The sequence below is a fragment of the Pseudonocardia yunnanensis genome (genome assembly GCF_039534065.1).
GTDB lineage: Bacteria > Actinomycetota > Actinomycetes > Mycobacteriales > Pseudonocardiaceae > Pseudonocardia > Pseudonocardia yunnanensis.
Map to the genome: position 1 here is coordinate 228445 of NZ_BAAAUS010000059.1, position 19770 is coordinate 248214.

A 19770-nucleotide genomic window follows, 5' to 3' on the forward strand; every position below is an offset into this window, starting at 1 on the left:
CGCTTCCCTTGGGCTTGGCTGTGTATCCCATATGATCCCCGGAGATTAAACAAGTTACCAAGAGGGTATATCCTGAGTATCAAACGCAAATTGGCACCAGGCTCCGGAAAGGGCCTTGTCCCGGCGAATCGGAGTATTGCCCCTCTCAGCTCGCTGGGCTCGGATGGGCCCGAACCGCACGCGGCCGGTGGGCGCATCCGGCCTTGGCCGCATCGGCCCGGGCGCCCTGCCGTCGTGCCGCCGATCGACCCGCTCGACCCGGCCTGGGTGACGACGCAGCAGCGCGTATATGAGGGGGACAGGCCCTTCGCTGGCACAGCCATCTCCGGCACAGGTCTGCCCGGCCATGTAGGCGGGCCGCTCGTCGCATCCATCTCCGCGCCGGGACGCCGGGTGCGCACGCCGTTGGGGTCGACGGGCGGCGCTGCGATCGCCACCCGCCGCCGCAGTCCGAGATTGGGGGCGGGTGTCGGGCTGACGGGCGCCGAGGTCGACGGGCAACGCCGCGCATGCCACGTGCCGCCGCGGTCCGCGACAAGGGCGAGCCTCGGGCGGATGGGGCGCTTCGGTGTGTCCGGGTGGGTGCGATCAATCCGCCGGGTCCTATCTATCTCGTCGGGCGGGAGGTCGGCGTCGGCGAGCGCCGCCCTCAGGCGCGCCGGTGGCGCAGCGCCGCCGTACCGGGCACCGGCTGAGCCCTGCGGCGCTTTCGTGCCACCGCTCCCGGTAGCGGACGCGCGGGCATCCCGGTGGCTCAGGCGGGAAGCAAGCCATGCCGGCACCTCACCGCGGGGGTGGCCGTGATGCTGATGAGGGCGGCTGTCGGTGAGGGAAGGTTCCTGCCTCGGGAGGCTGGAGTCCCGCATGCATCTGTCTCCGTGCCGGGACGCCGGGACCGCCGGCGTCGGTGTGTCCCCGGGAGCGCGTTCGGCCGGCCCCTGGCCGAGGCGCACCTCGCCGGGCGGGCTGCCCGGCTGAACAGACAAGCCCCGTGCCCTGAAATTCGGGGCGATCTTGCTCCCGTCCGCGAGTCGCGCGGTTCGCGTGTGTGGGTCGCGAAGATCATCGCGAGATCCGGCTTCGCGCCCTCCTCGGAGCGAACAAGCGAATCTCGGGCCGATCTTGCTTCCGCGACCTGCGACCTGCGCCCCGCGGGTCGCCCCGCTCCTGTCCGAGGGTCGTCCGGTTCGCGTGTGTGGGTCGCGAAGATCGCCGCGAGTTCCGGGTATGCGCCCTTGCCGGGGCGAACAGGCGGATCTCGCGCCGATCTTGCTTGCGCGACCTGCGACCTGCGTCCCGCGGGTCGCCCCTCTCCTGTCCGCGGGTCGCCCGGCTCCCGTCCGCGGGTCGCCTGGTTCCCCGTGCGTGGGTCGCGAAGATCGCCGCGAGATCCGGCTTCGCGCCCTCCTCGGGGCGAACAAGCGACTCTCGGGCCGATCTTGCTTCCGCGACCCGCGACCCGCGACCCGCGACCCGCGAGTCGCCCGTTCCCGTCCGCGGACCGTCCGGTTCCCCGTGCGTGGGTGGCGAAGATCGTCGCGAGATCCGGGTATGCGCCCTCCTTGGGGCGAACAATCGAATCTCGGGTCGATCTTGTCGGATTTGTTCCTGAGAGTCCGGATTGCATGTCGCCTGCCATGATCCGCTCCGCAGATCGGGACGGTTGCGGTCGCCTGCCCGGCCTGAGCCGGCGCAGATCGCTCGCCCGTCGGTCGTGGGAATGGTCGGCGAGAAACGGCGTCGCCGCGAGACGGGTGCGTGCCGGATCCGCGAAATCCGGAGGAGTCGAGTGATGTGAGTGTGGCGATAATGCGAGGTTCGTGCAATGGGCGGCGGGTTCATCCTCCAGGCCCGCATGGGAGTCCTACTGCGGGATCAGAGGATGGATGTGCTGCACGCGGGATGGTCGGAGTGTCCGGTGAGTGGGCGTCGCCCTCGGGGCGGCGTGGCCTCGTAGCGGCGCGGTGGTCCCACACATGCGGGGACCACCGCGCACCGGCTACCGATCAGTGGCTGCCGACGCCCAGGATGTTGATGGTGGTGGTCCGGTTGTTGCTCCGGTCTTTGCTCCGGTTTGCCTTTCCGCGCTGGCTGACCTTCGTGTTGCCGTTTTCGCTGTGGTCGTTCTTGCGGTCCTGGGTCCGGTAGACGGCCATGGTGAAACCCCTTCCTTGCACTGAGAACCCCGTACGGCGGTTCCACCGGGTAGATCGCGCCGACTCCTCAGCGTGTATCGCGGTTCCGCCGGTGCCACTCGAACGGAGTAGGAATTTTTTATTCGGCAGTTTCGCGTGTTTCGTGGTCTTCGATGCCGGGCGCCTGCTGCGATGTGAGATAGTATGGAACCGGCCGATTGACGAATGCTGAGTGATCTATCGGGATATGCGAGGGCCTCGTTCACTGGGAACCTTTGCGCGATCTGCGAGGGAGGTCGTGGCCGGCCAGGTGCCCGTGGGGAGGGGCGCTGGCCTGCAGATGGCGGCGACTGAACAGCCCCCGGCTACGGCCGAGCGAAGCTCGCCCTGGCGGGTTGGGGGGCCGAGCGCACGCCGGTCGGAGAGGGCGCGGGTGCCGTGACGGCGGGTGTACGCGGCGGCGATGGGTGCGTCGTCGCTCGGGAAGAGTGGCGCGCTGCAAACTCGGGGGAAAAGCGCTCACGCGATCAATGGGTGGGGAGACGGTTGCATCCGCTCCGGGCGGGCAAGCAAGATCTCGCGAGAGGTCAATTGTCTATTCCGCAATCCATGCCCAACGTTCTCGTGTTGTGCTGCGGAGGAGTGTCGGACGACATGGATACGCGCGGCAGTGCGGTACGCGCGCTGTCTCTACTACGGAATTCTGACGCGGCGATCGGTCACTGATCCGCATCTCGCGCCACGGCGCCGTCAGCGGCCCCGACCTGGAGGGGACGGGGCCGCCGAGCGCCGGTTACCAGGAGCGGCGGCGGCGGTTTCTCGGTGGGACGATCACGATCCTGTTGATGATCTTGTTCCTGTTGCTGGCCCTGCTGCGGGCGCTGCTGCGGCTCCGGTTGTGGTTGCGGTCGTGCCCGTACTCGGCCATGGTAAATCCCCTTTACTGTGGTTGGAACACCATGCGGTGGTCCCAATCGGAGGCACGTTCCCGCGCTTCAAGTGGATCACGATTAACGCCTTCGCCACTCGGATGGAGCACTACGTTCATATGCCCGCTAATGCGTATCCAATGGTCCGGCGATGCCGGCCGGCAGCAGGCATGGGCCGGGGTACAGGAATGGTCGGTCACCGTTTAACCCGGACATCGGTCCGAGACATGCGGAGGATCCTTTTTCGGATGTTGCTGCCGATGATTGCGCGGATCGAATGGCTCTCGCGGACGCGAATGGTCAGGTCGCTACGCCGAGCTCCGTCGCCGTCCGCCGGAGCGCGTCCCACGTCGCGACGGGCAACGGCACGCCGTCGGCGAGGCGTGCCGCGCGCGTCCGTGTTTCTGGCTCACCCGGAGCAAGGACCGGCGCTTCCTCGTCGATCGGCCGTGCCGCGAGCACCCAGTCCAGGTACTCCCGTCCGATCCGCTCGAACTCGGCCTGTGTGCCGAAGTGCGCGGGGGAGAGGTAGACGGAGAGCATGCCGTTGGCGATGCCGCGGCGTTCGCCCTGGAGCGGCCCGGCGCATCCGCCCCCGGTCAGGGCGCCCGCGAGGAGCTCGCACATGAGCGCGAGGCCGGATCCCTTGTGCTCGCCGAAGGCTCGGATCGCTCCGGCACCCCCGCTCGGCCTGCGCAGGTCGGTGCTCGTGTACTCGCCGTAGAGGACGTGCGGGTCTCCGGACCGCCGGCCGTCGGGGCTGACGAGGGCGTCCGGTGGCAGCGGCCTGCCGCCGTAGGAGGCCACCTGGACCTTGCCCTCGGCCACGAGCGAGGTGGCGAAGTCCAGCACCACCGGGCGCTCGGGGAGCGGTAGCCCGATCGCGAACGGTGCCGTGGAGAAGCGGCGCTCGACCGCTCCGAACGGGGCCACCAGCGGCGATCCGGCGACGTTGACGAAGTGGATCGAGATGAGTCCGGCGGCGATCGCGGTCTCCGCATAGGCGCCGACGCGCCCGATGTGCCCGGCGCTCCGCAGCGCGACGATGCACGTTCCCTGTGCCTGCGCCCGCTCGATCCCCAGCGCCACGGCCTGCGTCGCGACGGTCTGCCCGAAGCCGAGCTGCCCGTCGAGCACCACGAACGCGCCGCCGTCGGTGACCATCTGCGCGTTGCGTCCGGGAAGTACGTATCCAGCGCGCATCCAGTCGATGTAGATCGGCACCCGCACCACGCCGTGGCTGTCATGCCCGGTCAGGTTGGCGCCGACGAGCTCGCGGGCGATGTGTCCGCCCTCCTCGTCGGCACAACCCGCCGCGACGAAGATGTCGCGCACCATCGTCTCCAGTGCGCCGGCCGTCACCAGCTGCACCTGAGCGTTCGTCATCGTGTCTGCTTCGTTGCTTGCCACGATCACAGGATGGCCGATCTCCCGTGTGATCTCAGTCCTGCGGTTCCACGGACCAGGCGTCGAAGCAGAGGCGCGAGATCTCGTCCCAGTACCCGCCCTTGACGAGGGTGGGCGGGGTCAACCAGCTGCCCCCGACGCACGCGACGTTGGGCAGGGCGAGGTAGTCGGCGACGTTGCCGTGGTTCACCCCGCCCGTGGGGCAGAAGGTGACCCCGGGCAGCGGTCCGGCGAGCGCCTCGAGATAGCTCGGGCCGCCGGCGGGTCCGGCCGGGAAGAACTTCATCTCGGTGATGCCGTGGCGGAGCAGGGCGAGTGCCTCGGTCGCCGTGGCCACCCCGGGTAGCACCGGCACCCGCTCGGCGAGCATCGCGGTGACCAGCGGCTCCGGGGAACCGGGGGAGACCAGGAACCGGGCGCCTGCCGTGACGGCCATCGTGGCCTGCTCGGGCCTGGTGATCGTGCCCGCCCCCACGAGCATGTCGGGCACCTGCTCGGCCACGCGGGCGATCGACTCCAGCGCCACGGGAGTGCGCAGGGTGAGCTCCATGATCGGGACGCCTCCCGCGAGGAGCGCCCGCGCGAGCGGTACGGCGTCGTCGGCGTCGTCGAGGACGACGACCGGGATCACCCGGCTCAACGCCATCAGGTCGGCAGCGGTTGTCGACATGCGCTTACCTCCTCCTGGTCAGCGGGCGCCTCATGCCGCTCCGGCGTGGGTGCGTACCTCCTGCAGGCCTGCGATGAACCCGGTGCCACCCTGCCCGCCGACGGCGAGCGACGCAGCGGCTGCGCCCAGCCGCACCGCGTCGTCGAGCGTGTCGCCGAGGGCGAGGCGGGCGGTGACGGTGCCGGCGAACACGTCGCCCGCACCGGTCTGGTCGATCACCGCAGGAGCCGGCACGGCCGGCTGGAAGCGGTCCGGACCGGTGCCGGACGAGACGTGGACGCCGCGGTCCCCGCACGTCACCGCGACCGCGCCGGCACCGAGCTCGCGCAGCCTGACGACCGCCGCGGCGGGGTCACCCGTGCCGAGCAGGGCGCCGGTCTCGGCGGGCGCCGACGGCGTGAGCAGGGCCGCGAGCGGGGCGACCTCGGTCAGGACGGCCGCGGCGGCCGCGGAGGTGGTGAGACGGGGGCGGAAGTTGGGGTCGTAGACGAACCGGGAGGCCAGCTTCGCCGCTGCGAGCACGGCGTCGTGCGCTGACGTCGAGAGGGCGGTCGTGATACCGCTCGCGAGTACCGCACCCGCCGCGGCGAGCGCGTCGGCGTCGAGATCGGCGGGGGAGAGGGTGGATCCGACCGAACCGGCGCGGGCATAGCTGAACTGCCGCTGCCCGGAGGGGTCGCTGTGAAGTAGGTAGACGCCCTGCTGGCCGCGCACCCGCTGCACCAGCGCGTCGTCGATGCCGAGTTCGCGGATGCGGGCGACGACGGCGTCCCCGAGCTCTCCGGTGGCGACCCGGGCGATGATCGCCACCCTCGCGCCGGCCGCCGCCGCCGCTGCGGCCGCGTTCACCACGTCACCGGAGACGCCGAGGGTGGCCGGGACGCCGTGCGCGAACGGCTCGCCGGTGGCGACCTCGACGAGAGGTTCACCCAGTGCGATCACGTCGTAGGCGCTCACCAGTCGTGCACCGATCCGTCGAGGCGCCGGTTCACCGGCAGCTGTCTGGGGTCATAGGGGAAATGCACGGCCGCATCCTCGTCCACGTCGACACCGAGGCCGGGCGCATCCCCGGGATGCATGTAGCCGTCGGCGAAGGTGTAGGTGGTGCGGAACACCTCGCCTGCCGGGTCGCGGTGGCCCATGTACTCCTGGATCCCGAAGTTCGGCACCGACATGTCGACGTGCAGTGCTGCGGCCATCGCCACCGGTGACAGGTCGCCCGGCCCGTGGGAACCGGTGCGCACCCCGTAGAGGTCGGCGAGGGAGAAGATCCGGCGCAGGTGCGTGATGCCGCCTGCGTGGGTGACGGAGGTACGGATGTAGTCGATCAGCCGCTCGGTGATCAGCTGCTGGCAGTCCCAGATGGAGTTGAACACCTCGCCGACGGCCAGCGGCGTGGTGGTGTGTTGCCGGATCACGCGGAACGCCGACTGGTCCTCTGCCGGGGTGGGGTCTTCGAGCCAGAAGAGGCGGTGCGGTTCGAGGTCGTGGCCGAGCCGGCCCGCCTCGATCGGCGAGAGCCGGTGGTGCACGTCGTGCAGCAGGTGGAAGCCGAAGCCGAAGCGTTCCCGGACCGCGCCGAGCATCTCCGGAGCGAAGCGCAGGTAGGGCCCGGTGTCCCAGAGGTGCTCGGCAGGCAGCGCCGCCGATGCGGGTTCGTAGAGCAACCCGTCGGGGGCGGGGACGCCGTAGGTGCCCTCCAGCCCGGGTACCGACGCCTGCGCCCGCACCGCGAGGAAGCCCTGGTCGAGGTGGCGCGCCACGTCGTCGAGCAGGGCGGGGACGTCCGAGCCGCTGGCGTGGCAGTACACCAGCACGCCGTTGCGTGCCGCGCCGCCGAGCAGTTGGTAGACCGGCAGCCCGGCGACCTTCCCCTTTATGTCCCACAGCGCCATGTCCACCGCGGCGATCGCCGTCATCGTCACGGGGCCGCGGCGCCAGTAGGCACCTCTGTAGAGCAGCTGCCAGGTGTCCTCGATGCGCGCCGGGTCGCGGCCGACGAGCAGCGGGCACACGTGGTCGGTCATGTAGGCCGCCACGGCGAGCTCGCGGCCGTTGAGGGTGGCGTCGCCCCAGCCGACCACGCCGTCGGACGTGGTGATCTTGAGCGTGACGTAGTTGCGGCCCGGTGAGGTGACAATCACGCGGGCTTCGGTGATCGTGGTCATGCCCTCTCCCTGTGCAGGTACCTGACGTTCGTCCGGCCGGCGGTCCAGTCGGCGTACTCCCGGCCCCCGAGCCGTCCGGGTGCGGTCTCGGGCATTCGTAGAAGGGCGAGGATGCTCACGAGTACCAGCGCGGCGACGTAGACGGCGGGCCAGGTGAAGGCCCCGTGCCCGACCACCAGGAGTGCCGTCGCCACCACCGTGAACGGTCCGCTGGCGATCATCGCGCCGAACTGCCACACGATCGAGACGCCGCTGTAGCGCGCGGAGGACGGGAACAGCTCCGGGAAGTAGGACGCCTGCGGCGCGTACGTCCCGCCGTGGCCGAGCGCGAGTCCCGCGATGAGGAGCAGTGTGATGACGACGACGTCACCCGTGCGGACGGCGAGGAACGCGGGCACCACGAGCACGAGGTTGGCCACCGCGGCGCCGAGGAAGACCGGGCGCCTGCCCACACGGTCGGTGAGCCTGCCGATGAGCGGGATCAGGATCAGCTCGGCGATGATCGCGATGATCACCGCGTCGAGCACGATCCCCGACCGGACGCCCTGGCTCGTCGCGTAGGTGACCAGGAAGACCGTGTAGAAGGGGAAGACCGCCGCCTCCACGAACTTCGCCAGGGTGCCGCCCACCACCTCGGCGCGGTTCTCGCTCACGAGCGTGGCGAGCGGGGACTTCGTGGGCCGTCGTTCCTTGACCGCGCGGAACGCCGCCGACTCCGGCACCCGCAGCCGGATGTAGAGCCCGATCACCACCACCACGGCGCTGAGCAGGAACGGAACACGCCAGCCCCATGACAGGAACTGGTCGGCGGTGAGCTGGTCCTCGAGCACGGCGAACAGCGCCGTCGGGATGAGGTAGGCGGCGGGGGAGCCGAGTTGCACGAAGCTGGTGACGAATCCGCGGCGTTCCGGTGGCGAGGCCTCCGCGGTGAGCAGCACGGCTCCGCCCTGCTCGCCGCCGACGCCGAAGCCCTGAAGGAGCCGTACGAACACGAGGATGACCGCTGCCCAGATGCCGATCTCGTCGTACGTGGGCATCAGGCCCACCGCGAACGTGCTGATCCCGGTGAGCAGGAGCGTGCAGACCAGTGTGCGTTTGCGTCCGGCGCGGTCGCCGAACCAACCCCAGAAGATCCCGCCCAACGGACGGGCGAAGAACCCGACGGCGTAGGTGGAGAACGCCGCGAGCGTCCCGACCAGCGGGTCGACCTGGGGGAAGAAGACCGTGTTGAACACCAGCGCCGATGCGGTGCCGTAGATGAAGAAGTCGTAGTACTCGGCGATCGTGCCGATCAACGACGCTGCGACGGTGCGTCTCAGCACTGCCGGGATTTCCCGGCAGTGCTTCCCGCTTCGGGGGCGGGGGTGAGCTCGGTCGGCATCGACACTCCTGGGAGCGGTGCTGGGGGCAGTGCTGGGGGTACTGCCATACAAGCACTGCCATACTTCGCTGGGCAACCGCTACGGTGTCGCGGTGGCACAGGGGGCAGGCGTGGGCCGGTCGGCGCGCGCGGTGGTGCACGAGCAGCTCAGGCGGCGGATCATCAGCGGCGAGCTGCCACCCGGCGCGCCGCTGTCGGAGAACGAGCTCGCCGCCGAGCTGTCGGTGTCGCGTACCCCGGTGCGGGAGAGCCTGATCCTGCTCGCCGACGAGGACCTCGTGCAGGTCTTCCCACAGCTCGGCTCGTTCGTCTCGCGCCTGGACATGCGGCTCGTCGCCGATGCGCAGTTCGTTCGCGAGGCGATCGAGGTCGCGTCGCTGCGCGATGCCGCCGACCGCCTCGACGACGAGGCGCTCACCGCGCTCCGGGAGGTGCTCGCCCGCCAGCGCGAGCTCGGGGATGACGTGGAGGAGTTCTTCCGGCTCGACGAGGAGTTCCACCACCTGCTGCTCGCCGTGGGGGGTCATGCGGGGGCGTGGCGCGTGGTCGAGTCGGCCAAGGCCCACCTCGACCGGGCTCGCCGGCTCGGGCTCCGCACGGTCAGCCCCATCGCGCTGCTGGTCGCTCAGCACACCGCAGTGGTCGACGCGCTCGCCGCGGGTGACCTTGCGGCGGCGGAGGCGGCGCTGCGGGAGCACCTGCGGGCGGTCTTCGACGACATCGAGCGGGTCCGGGAGCGGTCGCCTGAACTGTTCGTGAGCGACGACGGTGAGCGCCCGGTGCGGCGCAGCGTCATGGTCTGGCGCTGACCCCACAAGATCGCTGCGAGATCCGGTTGATGGCCCTTCGACGGGCGGATAGCCGGATCTCATGGCGATCATGGGGCGGCGCAGGATCCTCGTACCACCAGTCGGGTCGGTAGGCGCACGTGCGTCTCAGCCGGTTCGCTGCCGGCCAGGAGCTCCACGAGCATCTCGATCGACCGCTGGCCCATCAGCTGGAGCGGCTGCTCGATGGTGGTGAGCCCGGGCTGGGTCATCGCGCTCTCCGGGACGTTGTCGAACCCGATGACCGACAGATCACCGGGTACTCGCAGCCCCATCGACAGGGCGACCTCCATCGTCGTGATGGCGGAGACGTCGTTGGCGGCGAAGATCGCCGTGGGCCGGTCGGGAACCGTCAGCAGCTGCCGTGCTGCTTCCTCCAGGGCCGAGTCGTCGTAGCCGCCGGCCCGGACCAGGTCGGGGTCGGGCGTGATGCCTGCGGCTCGTAACGCGCTGCGGTAGCCCTCTTCGCGCTGCGGGCCGGACTCCAGGTCGCGGGGTGGTCTGCTCAGCAGCCCGATGCGCCGGTGACCGAGCCCCAGCAGGTGCTCGACGGCCAGTTGGGCGCCGCGGAGGTTGTCGGACGCCACGGTCGGCACGTCCTCCGCGCCGGCGTGCGGATCGACGGCGACGACGGGGCCGGCGAACGGGGCGGTCTGTACGGTGGGAGTGACCATGACCGCGCCGTCGATCAGAGTGCCGGAGAGCCGGGACAGGTAGCGGTGCTCCCATCCCATGCGTTCGGCGCCCTTGCCGCCTGCGGCGTAGACCACCAGCTCATAGCCGGTGCCCTTGATGGCCCGTGCGACACCCTTGAGCACCTCGGCGCTGTAGGGCTCGATGTCCCACACCAGCACGCCGATGACGTTCGTGCGGTGGTTGCGCAGGCTGCGCGCCACCAGGCTCGACTCGTACCCGAGCTCGGTGATCACCGCACGGACTCGCTCGATGGTGTTGGTCGCGACGCCGTAGCGGTCGTTGAGGACCTTGGACACAGTTGCCACGGACACACCGGCCATGGCGGCGACGTCCCGGATGGTCACGCGGCTGCTGCTCACGAGCGGAGACTCTAGCGCCTTCGAAAACGTTATCGATAACGATTGACACGCCCGCCGGAGGGCTGCAAGATCCCTCCAGTTCCAGTCCTCAGGGCTGCGAGACCTTGAAATTCCGTAAAGCGGAAGTTCGGCAGGGCACCGGTGCCAGTCGCCTGACGTCGGTGCCGCGCTCACCGACGTGCCCCGGGTCCACCGCCATGACCGGGGTCAGAGAGGCGGACAGTTGTGAAGGCATCAGGCAGTGCGCGACGGGCGCTCGCGGCGGTGGGACTCGCCGCGGTACTCGTCGGCGCGGCAGCCTGCGGGACCGCGGGACCACAGGCCGGCGGCGAGGGCAGCGCATCGGCGTGGATCATCAGCGGCGTCACGGACAAGGCGTTCGACAACTCCTTCGACTCCTGGAACGTCGACCATCCCGACCAGAAGTTCGCCACCCAGTCGTTCGCGAACGACCCGTACAAGCAGAAGATCCGCACGGCCGTCGGGGCTGCGGACGCGCCGACCCTGATCTACAACTGGGGCGGCGGAGTGCTGCGCTCCTACGTCGAAGCCGGGTCCGTCGACGATCTCTCGGACCTCGCCGCCGACCCCGCCCTGAAGGACCGCTTCCTGCCGTCGGTGGCCGCGGTGGGCCAGATCGACGGCAAGACCTACGCCGTGCCCAACAACGGCGTGAAGCCCGTGATGATCTACTACAACAAGGACCTGTTCGCGAAGATCGGCGCACAGCCCCCGGCCACCTGGGGTGAGCTGATGGCGCTGGTGCCGCGGTTCCAGGCCGCCGGCATCTCACCGTTCGCCGTCGCCGGCCAGCCCAAGTGGCCGCTCCTGCCGTGGTTCGCCTACCTCGTCGACCGCGTCGGCGGCCCCGACGTGCTCAACGGGATCGTGGCGAACAAGCCCGACGGCTGGTCCGACCCCGCCGTGCTGACGGCGAACCGGATGATCCAGGACCTCGTGAACAAGGACGGGTTCATCAAGGGCTTCGCCTCGATCTCCACCGACAGCGGCGCCGACGTCGCACTGCTCTACACGGGCAAGGCGGCGATGACGCTCGGGCTGCCCGCCACCTACCAGACGATCAAGACGGGCGACCCGTCGTTCGTCGCGGACCGCAAGCTCGGCTACTTCCCGTTCCCGGCCGTGGAGGGCGGGAAGGGCGACCCGGCGGACGTAGTGGGCAACCCGTCCAACTACTGGTCGATCTCCGCGGCAGCCACCCCGCAGGAGAAGCAGGTGGCCCGCGACTACATCAAGAACAACCTGCTGAACGACCAGTACGCAAAGGATTTGCTCACTGTCGGCAACGTGCCCCCGGTGGCCGGGCTCGACGACGCCATCGCGACGTCGAGCGACCCCGACTACTTCCGGACCGTCTACGACGTCACGGCGAAGGCGCCGAACTTCCAGCTGTCCCTGGACCAGGCGCTGAGCCCGGCACAGGGTGACGCGCTGTTGACCAATCTGCAGCAGATCTTCCTCGGCCAGATCACTCCCGAGCAGTTCTCCGCCGCGATGAACGCGACGATCGGGAGCTGACGGTCGTGACGGTCTCGACTGCGTCCGCTCCGGTCCCGGCCGCGACGCGTGCCCCGGCGCCGGCAGCCCGGCCGCGCCGCACGGGCGCCAACGGGCTGCTGGCCGTGCCGGCACTCGTGTTCTTCGTGGTCTTCGCGCTCGTCCCGCTCGCCGGGGCCGTGGTGCTGAGCTTCGCCGATTGGGACGGCCTCGGCGAGCTGGGCTGGGCGGGCTGGAGCAACTGGGCAGGTGTGCTCACCGACCCCGTGACCGGCCAGGCCCTGCTGCTGACCGTGAAGATCATGGTGGTGTCCTGGCTGGTGCAGACGCCGATCAGCCTCCTGCTCGGCGTCTTCACCGCGGGCACCCAGCGCTACCGCGCGGTGCTGGCAGTGCTGTACTTCGTGCCGCTGCTGCTCTCCTCGGCCGCCGTGGCCATCGCGTTCAAGGCGATCCTCGACCCGAACTTCGGGATCGGCGGGGCCCCGGGTCTCGGGTTCCTCGCGCAGGACTGGCTCGGTGACCCCGACCTCGTCCTGTACGTGGTGATCTTCGTGATCGCCTGGCAGTTCGTGCCGTTCCACACGCTGCTGTACCAGGCCGGCGTGCGGCAGATCCCGACCTCGCTCTACGAGGCGGCCACGATCGACGGCGCGAGCACGTTGCAGCAGTTCCGCCACATCACGCTGCCGCAGCTGCGCTACACCATCGTCACGTCCTCGACGCTGATGCTGACCGGCTCGCTGACCTACTTCGACGTGGTGTTCGTGCTCACCGGCGGTGGTCCGGGCACCTCCACGCGGCTGCTGCCGCTCGACATGTACCTCACCGGGTTCTCGGCCAACGACATGGGCGGCGCCAGCGTGCTGGCCGTGATCCTCGTGGTGGCCGGGCTGGGGTTGGCCTTCGTGCTCACCAGGTTCTCCGGCTTCGCCCGCATGAGCAGTGAGCAGGAGGGCCTCTAGATGACGGTCACGATGACGGCGGGCGAGCAGCCGCTGCAGGTGCGCCCCACCCGGCGCGGCCCCCGGCGCCCGCCCAACGTGCTCGCCGGCCTCGGTGGGTTCATCTGGCTGGCAGTGATCATCCTGCCGATCTACTTCGTGGTGATCTCCAGCCTTCGCAGCCAGGCCGGATTCTTCTCCACCAACCCGCTGGCCCCGCCCACCGACTTCACGCTCGACAACTACCTGCTGGTGCTGCAGAGCGGCTTCGGCCTCTATTTCCTCAACAGCGTGATCATCACGGCGGCAGCGGTGGCCGTGACGGTGACGATCTCGCTCATGGCCGCCTACGCGGTGGTGCGGGGTAGCGGCCGGTTCGTCCGCTCGACGTTCTCGGTGTTCCTGCTGGGCCTGGCGATCCCGACCCACGCGACGATCATCCCGCTGTACTACATGATCACGCGAGCGCACCTCTACGACAGCCTGCTGGCGCTGATCCTGCCGTCCATCGGGTTCGCGGTGCCGATCACCGTGCTGATCCTCGCCAACTTCATGCGGGACATTCCCTACGAGCTGTTCGAGTCGATGCGGCTCGACGGCGCGGGCGACTGGCGGATCCTCTGGAACCTGGTGCTGCCGCTGGCCCGGCCCGCGCTGGTGACCGTGGCGATCTACGACGGCCTGCACGTCTGGAACGGCTTCCTGTTCCCGCTGATCCTCACCCAGAGCGCAGACAAGCGCGTGCTGCCGATGGCGCTGTGGACGTTTCAGGGTGAGTTCACCGTGAACGTCCCGGCGGTGCTCGCGGCCGTCGTGCTCTCCACCCTGCCGATGCTCGTGGCCTACGTGCTGGGCCGCCGCCACCTGGTGCGCGGTCTCACGGCCGGCTTCGGCAAGTGATCCCTGTCCGGTCGACGAAGGAGAGTTCCACCCCCATGCCCGACGAGTCCGTACTGATCCGCGTCGACGGAGACCACCTCGCAACGGCTGCGGGCGAGCCCGTGCGGCTGCGCGGGGTGGGGCTGGGCGGCTGGATGAACATGGAGAACTTCATCACCGGCTACCCCTCCACGGAGGAGTTGCAGCGCAAGGCCATGCGCACGGTGCTCGGCCCGGAGGTCGCAGCCGCCTTCTTCGACCGCTTCCTCGAGGTCTTCTTCACCGACGAGGACGCCCGGTTCCTGGCCGAGCAGGGGATGAACTGCGTGCGGCTGCCGTTCCACTACCGCCACTTCGAGGACGACGACCGGCCGCTCGAGCTGAAGGAGGAGGGCTTCCGGCTGCTCGACCGGGCCATCGACGCCTGTGCTCGTAACGGCATCTACACCGTGCTCGACCTCCACGCGGCCCCCGGCTTCCACAACCAGCGCTGGCACAGCGACAACCCGACGCACCGGTCGTTCTTCTGGACCCACCGCCACTTCCAGGACCGGGTGGTGCACCTGTGGGAGGCGCTCGCGGACCGCTACAAGGACAACCCCTGGGTCGCCGGATACAACCCGCTCAACGAGCCCGCCGACTCCGACGGCACCACGATCGGCCCGTTCTACGAGCGACTGCACACCGCGATCCGCGCGGTCGACCCGAAGCACGTGATCTTCCTGGACGGCAACCGGCACGCCACCGAGTTCGACGCGTTCGCCGAGCCGTGGGAGAACACCGTCTACACCGTGCACGACTACGCGCTCTCCGGGTTCGCCGACAGCGGCGCCTACCCCGGGATCTCGCGCGGCCAGTACGTCGACCGCGACTACATCGAGGCCAGGTTCCTGCACCGCTCGGAGTACATGCGCCGCACCGGTACGCCGATCTGGGTGGGCGAGTTCGGCCCGGTGTACAGCGGCGAGCCGGTCCGCGACGACGCCCGGTATCGCGTGCTGGACGACCAACTCGACATCTACGACGAGCACGCCGCCGGCTGGAGCCTGTGGACCTACAAGGACATCGGGTTGCAGGGCGTGGTGCACGCCGCGGCCGACTCCGCCTACCTGCAGCGGATCGAGCCCGTGCTGGAGAAGAAGGCCCGGCTCGGAGTGGACGTCTGGGGCGGCGTCGACACCGGGGTGCGGCACATCCTCGACCCCATCGAGCGGACGGTGGCCGAGGAGTTCCCCGACTTCGACCCGCTCCCGTTCGGCCAGCAGCAGTGGATCCACGTGCTGGTACGACACATCCTGCTGGCCGAGCCGATGGTGCACGATTTCGCGCGCTGCTTCGCCGGGATCGACGCCGAGGAGGCGCGGGCCCTGGCCGACTGCTTCGCGTTCGAACGATGCGTGGTGCGCCCGCGCCTGGTCGACGTACTGGAGAAGCATCTGTGAAGATCACCCGCATCGAGACCCTCGTCCGCGGGCCGCTCGCCATCGTGCGGGTCGGCACCGACGACGGTGTCGTCGGCATCGGGCAGACGGCGCCCTACGAGGCCGCCACCAGTGCACACGTGCTGCACACGATGGTGGCCCCGCTCTTCCTCGGCCGGGACCCTTGGGACGTCGAGGCGCTGGTGGACGAGTGCCTGCGCGTGCACTACAAGTTCCCCAGCAGCTTCCTGCACCGCGCGCTGGCCGGGGTCGACACGGCGCTGTGGGACGTGCTGGGCATCGTCACGGGCCGGCCGGTGGCGAAGCTCCTGGGCGGTCACGCACGGGCGTCCGTACCGATGTACGCATCCAGCATGCTGCGGTCGATCACGCCGGAGCAGGAGGCCGATCGCCTCGCGGGGTTCGTCGCCGAGCAGGGCTTCCGCGCGGTGAAGATCCGCGTGGGCGAGGCGATGGGCCGTGACGTCGACGCGGCGCCGGGCCGCACCGAGCGGATCGTCCCGCACGTGCGCGCGGTGCTGGGCGACGACGTGGACATCTCGGCCGACGCCAACGGCGGCTTCTCCGTGGGCCGTGCGATCCGCGTGGGCAGGCTCCTGGAGGAGTACGGGTACTTCCACTTCGAGGAGCCGTGCCCGTTCCCGGAGCTCGAGCAGACCGCGCAGGTGGCAGCCGCCCTGGACGTCCCCGTCTCGGGCGGGGAGCAGGACATCTCGCTGCCGCAGTTCCACCGCATGATCAGCGGACGGGCCGTTGACATCGTGCAACCCGACGTCGGCTACATCGGGGGGATCTCGCGAGCGCGCAAGGTGGCCGTGCTGGCCGAGGCGGCGGGCATCCCGTGCACGCCGCACTGCGCCAACGACTCGCTGCTGCAGGTGTTCTCGCTGCACCTGGCGGCCGCCATGCCCGCATGCACGCAGTACCAGGAGTGGAGCATCGAGACCACGCCGTGGACGCAGGGGGTGTACGAGCCCGCGCTCCGCGTCGTCGACGGCCGGGTCGACGCCCCCACCGCCCCGGGGTGGGGAGTGCAGCTGGACCCGGCGTTCGTCCGGGAGGCGGAGCTCACCACCTCCGCGGCTTGAGCTCCCGGGCGGCGCCGACCAGGGGGACGCGGCGCCGCCCGGTGCCATCCGGCCGGGCGCTCAGGCGAAGTCCAGGGCCGCCAGCCGTTGCGGATCGGCCAGGATGTCGATCTCGACGATCAGCCCGTCCGCGACCGTGAACGCCAGGACCCCCGTCACCCGGCCGTTGATCACGGAGATGATGCCGGGACCGCCGTTGACCACCGCGAACCGCGCCCGGAGCCCCGCCGCCCGGTACATCGCCGCCTGGCCTGCGACCTCGGCCGCGCCCCGCACGAGCTTCGAGCCCGCACCGCCGGTGTCGACGCGCAGCACGGCGTCCGGATGCAGGAGCGTGACCAGCCCCGCGAAGTCACCGCCGCGTGACGCCACGAGCCAGGCGTCGACGATCTCGCGTTGCCGGGCACGGTCGGGCTGCCCGGTGGGCGTTGCGCCCTGGATCCGCCGCCGGGCCCTGCTGGCCAGCTGGCGGGCCGTGGCCGGGGTCCGGCCCACGATCGGGGCGATCTCCTCGAACGGCACCGCGAACATGTCGTGCAGCACGAACGCGAGCCGTTCCGCAGGGTCGAGCGCCTCCAGCACGACCAGCAACGCGAGGCCCACGGAGTCGGCGAGGACGCCCTGCTCGGCCGGGTCGACCCCGTCGCCGGACTCCACGACCGGGTCGGGCACCCGCACGTCCAGTGGGTCCTCCCGCCGGGTCGCCCGCGAGCGCAGCATGTTGAGGCACTGCCGCGAGACGATCGTCGTGAGCCAGCCGCCGATGTTCTCCACGTCGCCGCCCGACGCGCGCGAGACGCGCAACCAGGACTCCTGCACCGCGTCCTCGGCCTCGGCGAACGAGCCCAGCATCCGGTAGGCGACTGCCCGTAGCCGGGGCCGGTGCTCCTCGAACTGCGCTGCCCAGAATTCTTCGTCCTGCACCTGTCACATCCTCTCGATCCGGCGGGTCACTCCTATGACCCGCCCGGATGGGGCGGATGTGACAGCAGGAGGACATGATGCAGGCTCGGATGACGCACCCCGTGAAGGTGCTGCCGGACGTGATGAAGGCGCTGCACGCGCTGAGCAAGGCGGCGGAGTCGAGCTCCGTTCCCGCGACGACACACCACCTGATCCACCTGCGGGCGAGCCAGATCAACGGCTGCAGCGTGTGCGTCGACATGCACTCGCGGGAACTCAAGGACGCCGGCGAGAAGGACGAGCGGATCTGGGGCGTCGGCGCGTGGCGGGAGTCGTCGTACTTCAGCGACGCCGAACGCGCGGCCCTCGCGCTCGCCGAGTGCGTCACGCGGCTGGCGGACCGGTCCGACGCCGTCCCTGACGACGTGTGGGCCGAGGCCGCACGACACTACGACGAGGAGGCGCTCTCGTCGCTGCTGGTGTCGATCTCGGCGATCAACGTCTGGAACCGGCTCAACGCCGCTGTTCAGCAGCCGGTGGGCGCTACCTGGTGAGATCGGTCGAGGCCGTGTCCCGTCGATCCGGATCCTCGGGACACGGCCTCGCGCTCAGCCGATGAGTGCCGGGCTCCGGCGGTGGACGCACGCCCACGCGAAGGCGAGCTGCTCCAGGTGCAGCGTGCGGCCGAGGTGGTGGTGGTCGATGTTGTGCCCGGCACCACGGAAGAGCGACGCCACGGTCCAGGGCGCCGATGTGAAGTAGCCGGCGAACCTGTCGACACGCTCCTGGTCGACGAGCCACAGCCCGTCGAACTCGGCGAGTGCGTAGTGCACGGGCACGGTCACCCCGGCGGCGAGCTGCGCCGCCGACGCCGGCCACTCCCGGACGATCTCGAGCAGCTCGGCCAGCGGCGCGGGCGCGGCCGAGATCTCGGCCCTCGCCACCGCGTCGGCGTCCATCGTGGCGTCGGGGCCGTACATGAACATCCGCCGCTGTTCCTGCGTGAATGCGATGGGCTGCCCGGCAGGCATGGCGTTCCAGGCGTTCACGACGGGGTCGGGAGACCGGTCGTTGACGCCGTGCAGGGCGATGCCCAGCAGCGGCCACCCGGGCTTCCCCGCCGCCATGTGCACGGCGATCGCCGAGCCGATCGAGTGGGAGACGATCACGATGCCGGGGTGATCGGCCGACCGGTCGGCCCACAGCCGGGCGATCGCGTCGTCGAGCACTCTCGCGCTCCCGGCGAAGAAGGGGGTGTCGTCGTCGAGCGGGTCACTGTCTCCGTAGCCGGGGCGGTCGAGCGAGACGGCCGTGAAACCGGTGGCCTCGGCCAGATCCAGGAGCGAGAAGCCCGGCACGTCGAAGTAGGCCGACGTGTAGGTGCCGCCGTGCAGGGCCACCAGTAGCGGCGCCTCCGCGCGGCCCGGGCGGGTGGTGACACCCGTGACCCGCCGGTCGCCCGCCGCGATCTCGATACGTTCCCGAGCCATCGTCTCTCCGTTGTGGTGGGGCAGGCGTTGTCGATCTTCAGCGAAGCGTAAAGGGCGGGTTCTGGGACGAGAAGGTCGGCCGTCGGCCGTGTCCGGCGCCCGCGGCGCCCTGACGAGGCCGCCGACCTGGGCAGCGATCCGCCCGGGCTGCTGGTGCGGGCGGATCCCCTCCGAGGGAAAGAACTTGTTAGTGAGTGGGCGCTCATTTACTGTCCCGGCGTGATCTCCGAGGGCAGGCGCGCTCCCCGTATGGCGCCGGAGGCGAGGCGAGCGGCGATCGTGGCCGCCACGCGGCCGCTCGTGCAACGGCAGGGCACCGCCGTGACCACCCGCCAGATCGCGGCGGCGGCCGGGATCGCCGAGGGCACGATCTTCCGCGTCTTCCCCGACAAGGAGTCGGTGGTCGAGGCGGTGGTGGCCGACGCGTTCGATCCCGCGCCCGCGCTCCGCGAGCTGGCGGCGGTGGATCGTTCTCTCCCGCTCCGCGAGCGCCTCACCGCGGGCGTCACGGTGTTGCAGCGCCGTATGGCTGAGGTGTTCGGGCTGCTCAACGCCCTGGGTTGGACACGGACGCCGCCCCGTGAGGGGCGCCCGTCGCCGCCCGCGGGTCAGAACCCCAGCGAGATCAACGACGCTTTCCACGCCGCCGTGATCGACCTGGTGGGCCAGGACGCGTGCCGGTTGCGCGTGCCGCCCGCCGAGTTCGCGCACGTGCTGCGGCTGCTCGTCTTCTCCGGCACCCACCCGCTCATCGCCGGCGGCCGCGAGCTGGAGGCCGAGCAGATCGTCTCCATCCTGCTGGACGGGCTGGCGTCGCCCGGTCACGTGACGGATTCGGCGGATTCCGTCCGGCTCCTAGCGTCCGCACCACGACAAGCGACAGCGGGGAGGAGCCCGTCATGTCCGACGGACACATCCGACCGCTGCTGATCAC

General features: G+C 70.1%; 17 protein-coding genes. 8 read left to right on the forward strand and 9 right to left on the reverse strand.

The genetic code is table 11. The features are described from left to right. Positions 1-2006: 2006 nt before the first annotated feature. From ABD743_RS40205 to ABD743_RS40230, 6 genes are all read right to left on the reverse strand, one after another. Positions 2007-2156 carry a hypothetical protein gene (locus tag ABD743_RS40205; protein ID WP_344729282.1) on the reverse strand — a complete coding sequence of 50 codons (150 nt, stop codon included), beginning with the start codon at positions 2154-2156 and terminating at the stop codon, positions 2007-2009. 1208 nt (positions 2157-3364) lie between these two features. Beyond that, positions 3365-4474, reverse strand: coding sequence for a malate/lactate/ureidoglycolate dehydrogenase (locus ABD743_RS40210; RefSeq protein ID WP_344729284.1), 1110 nt, complete (start codon positions 4472-4474; stop codon positions 3365-3367). Between the two features lie 31 nt (positions 4475-4505). Continuing rightward, positions 4506-5141: a bifunctional 4-hydroxy-2-oxoglutarate aldolase/2-dehydro-3-deoxy-phosphogluconate aldolase gene (gene eda / locus ABD743_RS40215; protein ID WP_344729286.1), complete on the reverse strand. Its 636-nt coding sequence runs from the start codon at positions 5139-5141 to the stop codon at positions 4506-4508. 30 nt (positions 5142-5171) lie between these two features. Continuing rightward, positions 5172-6098, reverse strand: a complete 927-nt coding sequence (locus ABD743_RS40220; RefSeq protein WP_344729288.1) for a PfkB family carbohydrate kinase — start codon at positions 6096-6098, stop codon at positions 5172-5174. Beyond that, complete coding sequence (manD, locus tag ABD743_RS40225) at positions 6095-7309, reverse strand: D-mannonate dehydratase ManD (protein ID WP_344729290.1); 1215 nt, start codon at positions 7307-7309, stop codon at positions 6095-6097. Before manD ends, ABD743_RS40220 begins: the two co-directional genes overlap by 4 nt. Further along, positions 7306-8631 (reverse strand): MFS transporter, encoded by a 1326-nt coding sequence (locus ABD743_RS40230; RefSeq protein WP_344729292.1) that lies wholly within the window; start codon positions 8629-8631, stop codon positions 7306-7308. Before ABD743_RS40230 ends, manD begins: the two co-directional genes overlap by 4 nt. A 151-nt stretch (positions 8632-8782) precedes the next feature. Between ABD743_RS40230 and ABD743_RS40235 the strand changes: the two genes are divergently transcribed. Beyond that, complete coding sequence (locus ABD743_RS40235) at positions 8783-9499, forward strand: GntR family transcriptional regulator (RefSeq protein WP_344729294.1); 717 nt, start codon at positions 8783-8785, stop codon at positions 9497-9499. A gap of 68 nt (positions 9500-9567) precedes the next feature. On the opposite strand, the gene ABD743_RS40240 is transcribed toward ABD743_RS40235, so the two are convergent. Beyond that, the gene (locus tag ABD743_RS40240; RefSeq protein ID WP_344729296.1) at positions 9568-10572 is read right to left on the reverse strand and encodes a LacI family DNA-binding transcriptional regulator; all 1005 of its coding nucleotides are present in this window, start codon (positions 10570-10572) and stop codon (positions 9568-9570) included. A 225-nt stretch (positions 10573-10797) separates the two neighbouring features. Here ABD743_RS40240 and ABD743_RS40245 point away from each other — a divergent pair, with 225 nt between their 5' ends. From ABD743_RS40245 to ABD743_RS40265, 5 genes are read left to right on the forward strand one after another with little or no spacing between them, the layout of a single operon-like run. Next, positions 10798-12111 (forward strand): extracellular solute-binding protein, encoded by a 1314-nt coding sequence (locus ABD743_RS40245; protein ID WP_344729298.1) that lies wholly within the window; start codon positions 10798-10800, stop codon positions 12109-12111. Then, positions 12108-13055 carry a carbohydrate ABC transporter permease gene (locus tag ABD743_RS40250; RefSeq protein ID WP_379658960.1) on the forward strand — a complete coding sequence of 316 codons (948 nt, stop codon included), beginning with the start codon at positions 12108-12110 and terminating at the stop codon, positions 13053-13055. The genes ABD743_RS40245 and ABD743_RS40250 overlap by 4 nt, the downstream gene beginning before the upstream one ends. A 12-nt stretch (positions 13056-13067) precedes the next feature. Then, entirely contained in the window at positions 13068-13934 is an 867-nt protein-coding gene (locus tag ABD743_RS40255) for a carbohydrate ABC transporter permease (RefSeq protein WP_344729348.1), read from the forward strand. Between the two features lie 35 nt (positions 13935-13969). Next, positions 13970-15355: a glycoside hydrolase family 5 protein gene (locus ABD743_RS40260; protein WP_344729300.1), complete on the forward strand. Its 1386-nt coding sequence runs from the start codon at positions 13970-13972 to the stop codon at positions 15353-15355. Beyond that, positions 15352-16443 carry a mandelate racemase/muconate lactonizing enzyme family protein gene (locus ABD743_RS40265; RefSeq protein ID WP_344729302.1) on the forward strand — a complete coding sequence of 364 codons (1092 nt, stop codon included), beginning with the start codon at positions 15352-15354 and terminating at the stop codon, positions 16441-16443. Before ABD743_RS40260 ends, ABD743_RS40265 begins: the two co-directional genes overlap by 4 nt. Before the next feature lie 60 nt (positions 16444-16503). Here ABD743_RS40265 and ABD743_RS40270 read toward each other — a convergent pair whose 3' ends face one another. After that, positions 16504-17367, reverse strand: a complete 864-nt coding sequence (locus ABD743_RS40270) for a sigma-70 family RNA polymerase sigma factor (protein WP_344729304.1) — start codon at positions 17365-17367, stop codon at positions 16504-16506. Between the two features lie 77 nt (positions 17368-17444). Here ABD743_RS40270 and ABD743_RS40275 point away from each other — a divergent pair, with 77 nt between their 5' ends. Then, a complete protein-coding gene (locus ABD743_RS40275) occupies positions 17445-17900 on the forward strand; it encodes a carboxymuconolactone decarboxylase family protein (protein WP_379658955.1) in 456 nt (151 codons plus the stop codon). A 54-nt stretch (positions 17901-17954) separates the two neighbouring features. Here ABD743_RS40275 and ABD743_RS40280 read toward each other — a convergent pair whose 3' ends face one another. Beyond that, complete coding sequence (locus ABD743_RS40280; protein WP_344729308.1) at positions 17955-18836, reverse strand: alpha/beta fold hydrolase; 882 nt, start codon at positions 18834-18836, stop codon at positions 17955-17957. A gap of 219 nt (positions 18837-19055) precedes the next feature. Here ABD743_RS40280 and ABD743_RS40285 point away from each other — a divergent pair, with 219 nt between their 5' ends. Next, on the forward strand, positions 19056-19766 hold the full coding sequence (locus ABD743_RS40285) for a TetR/AcrR family transcriptional regulator (protein WP_344729310.1): 711 nt from the start codon (positions 19056-19058) through the stop codon (positions 19764-19766). Positions 19767-19770: the final 4 nt, after the last annotated feature.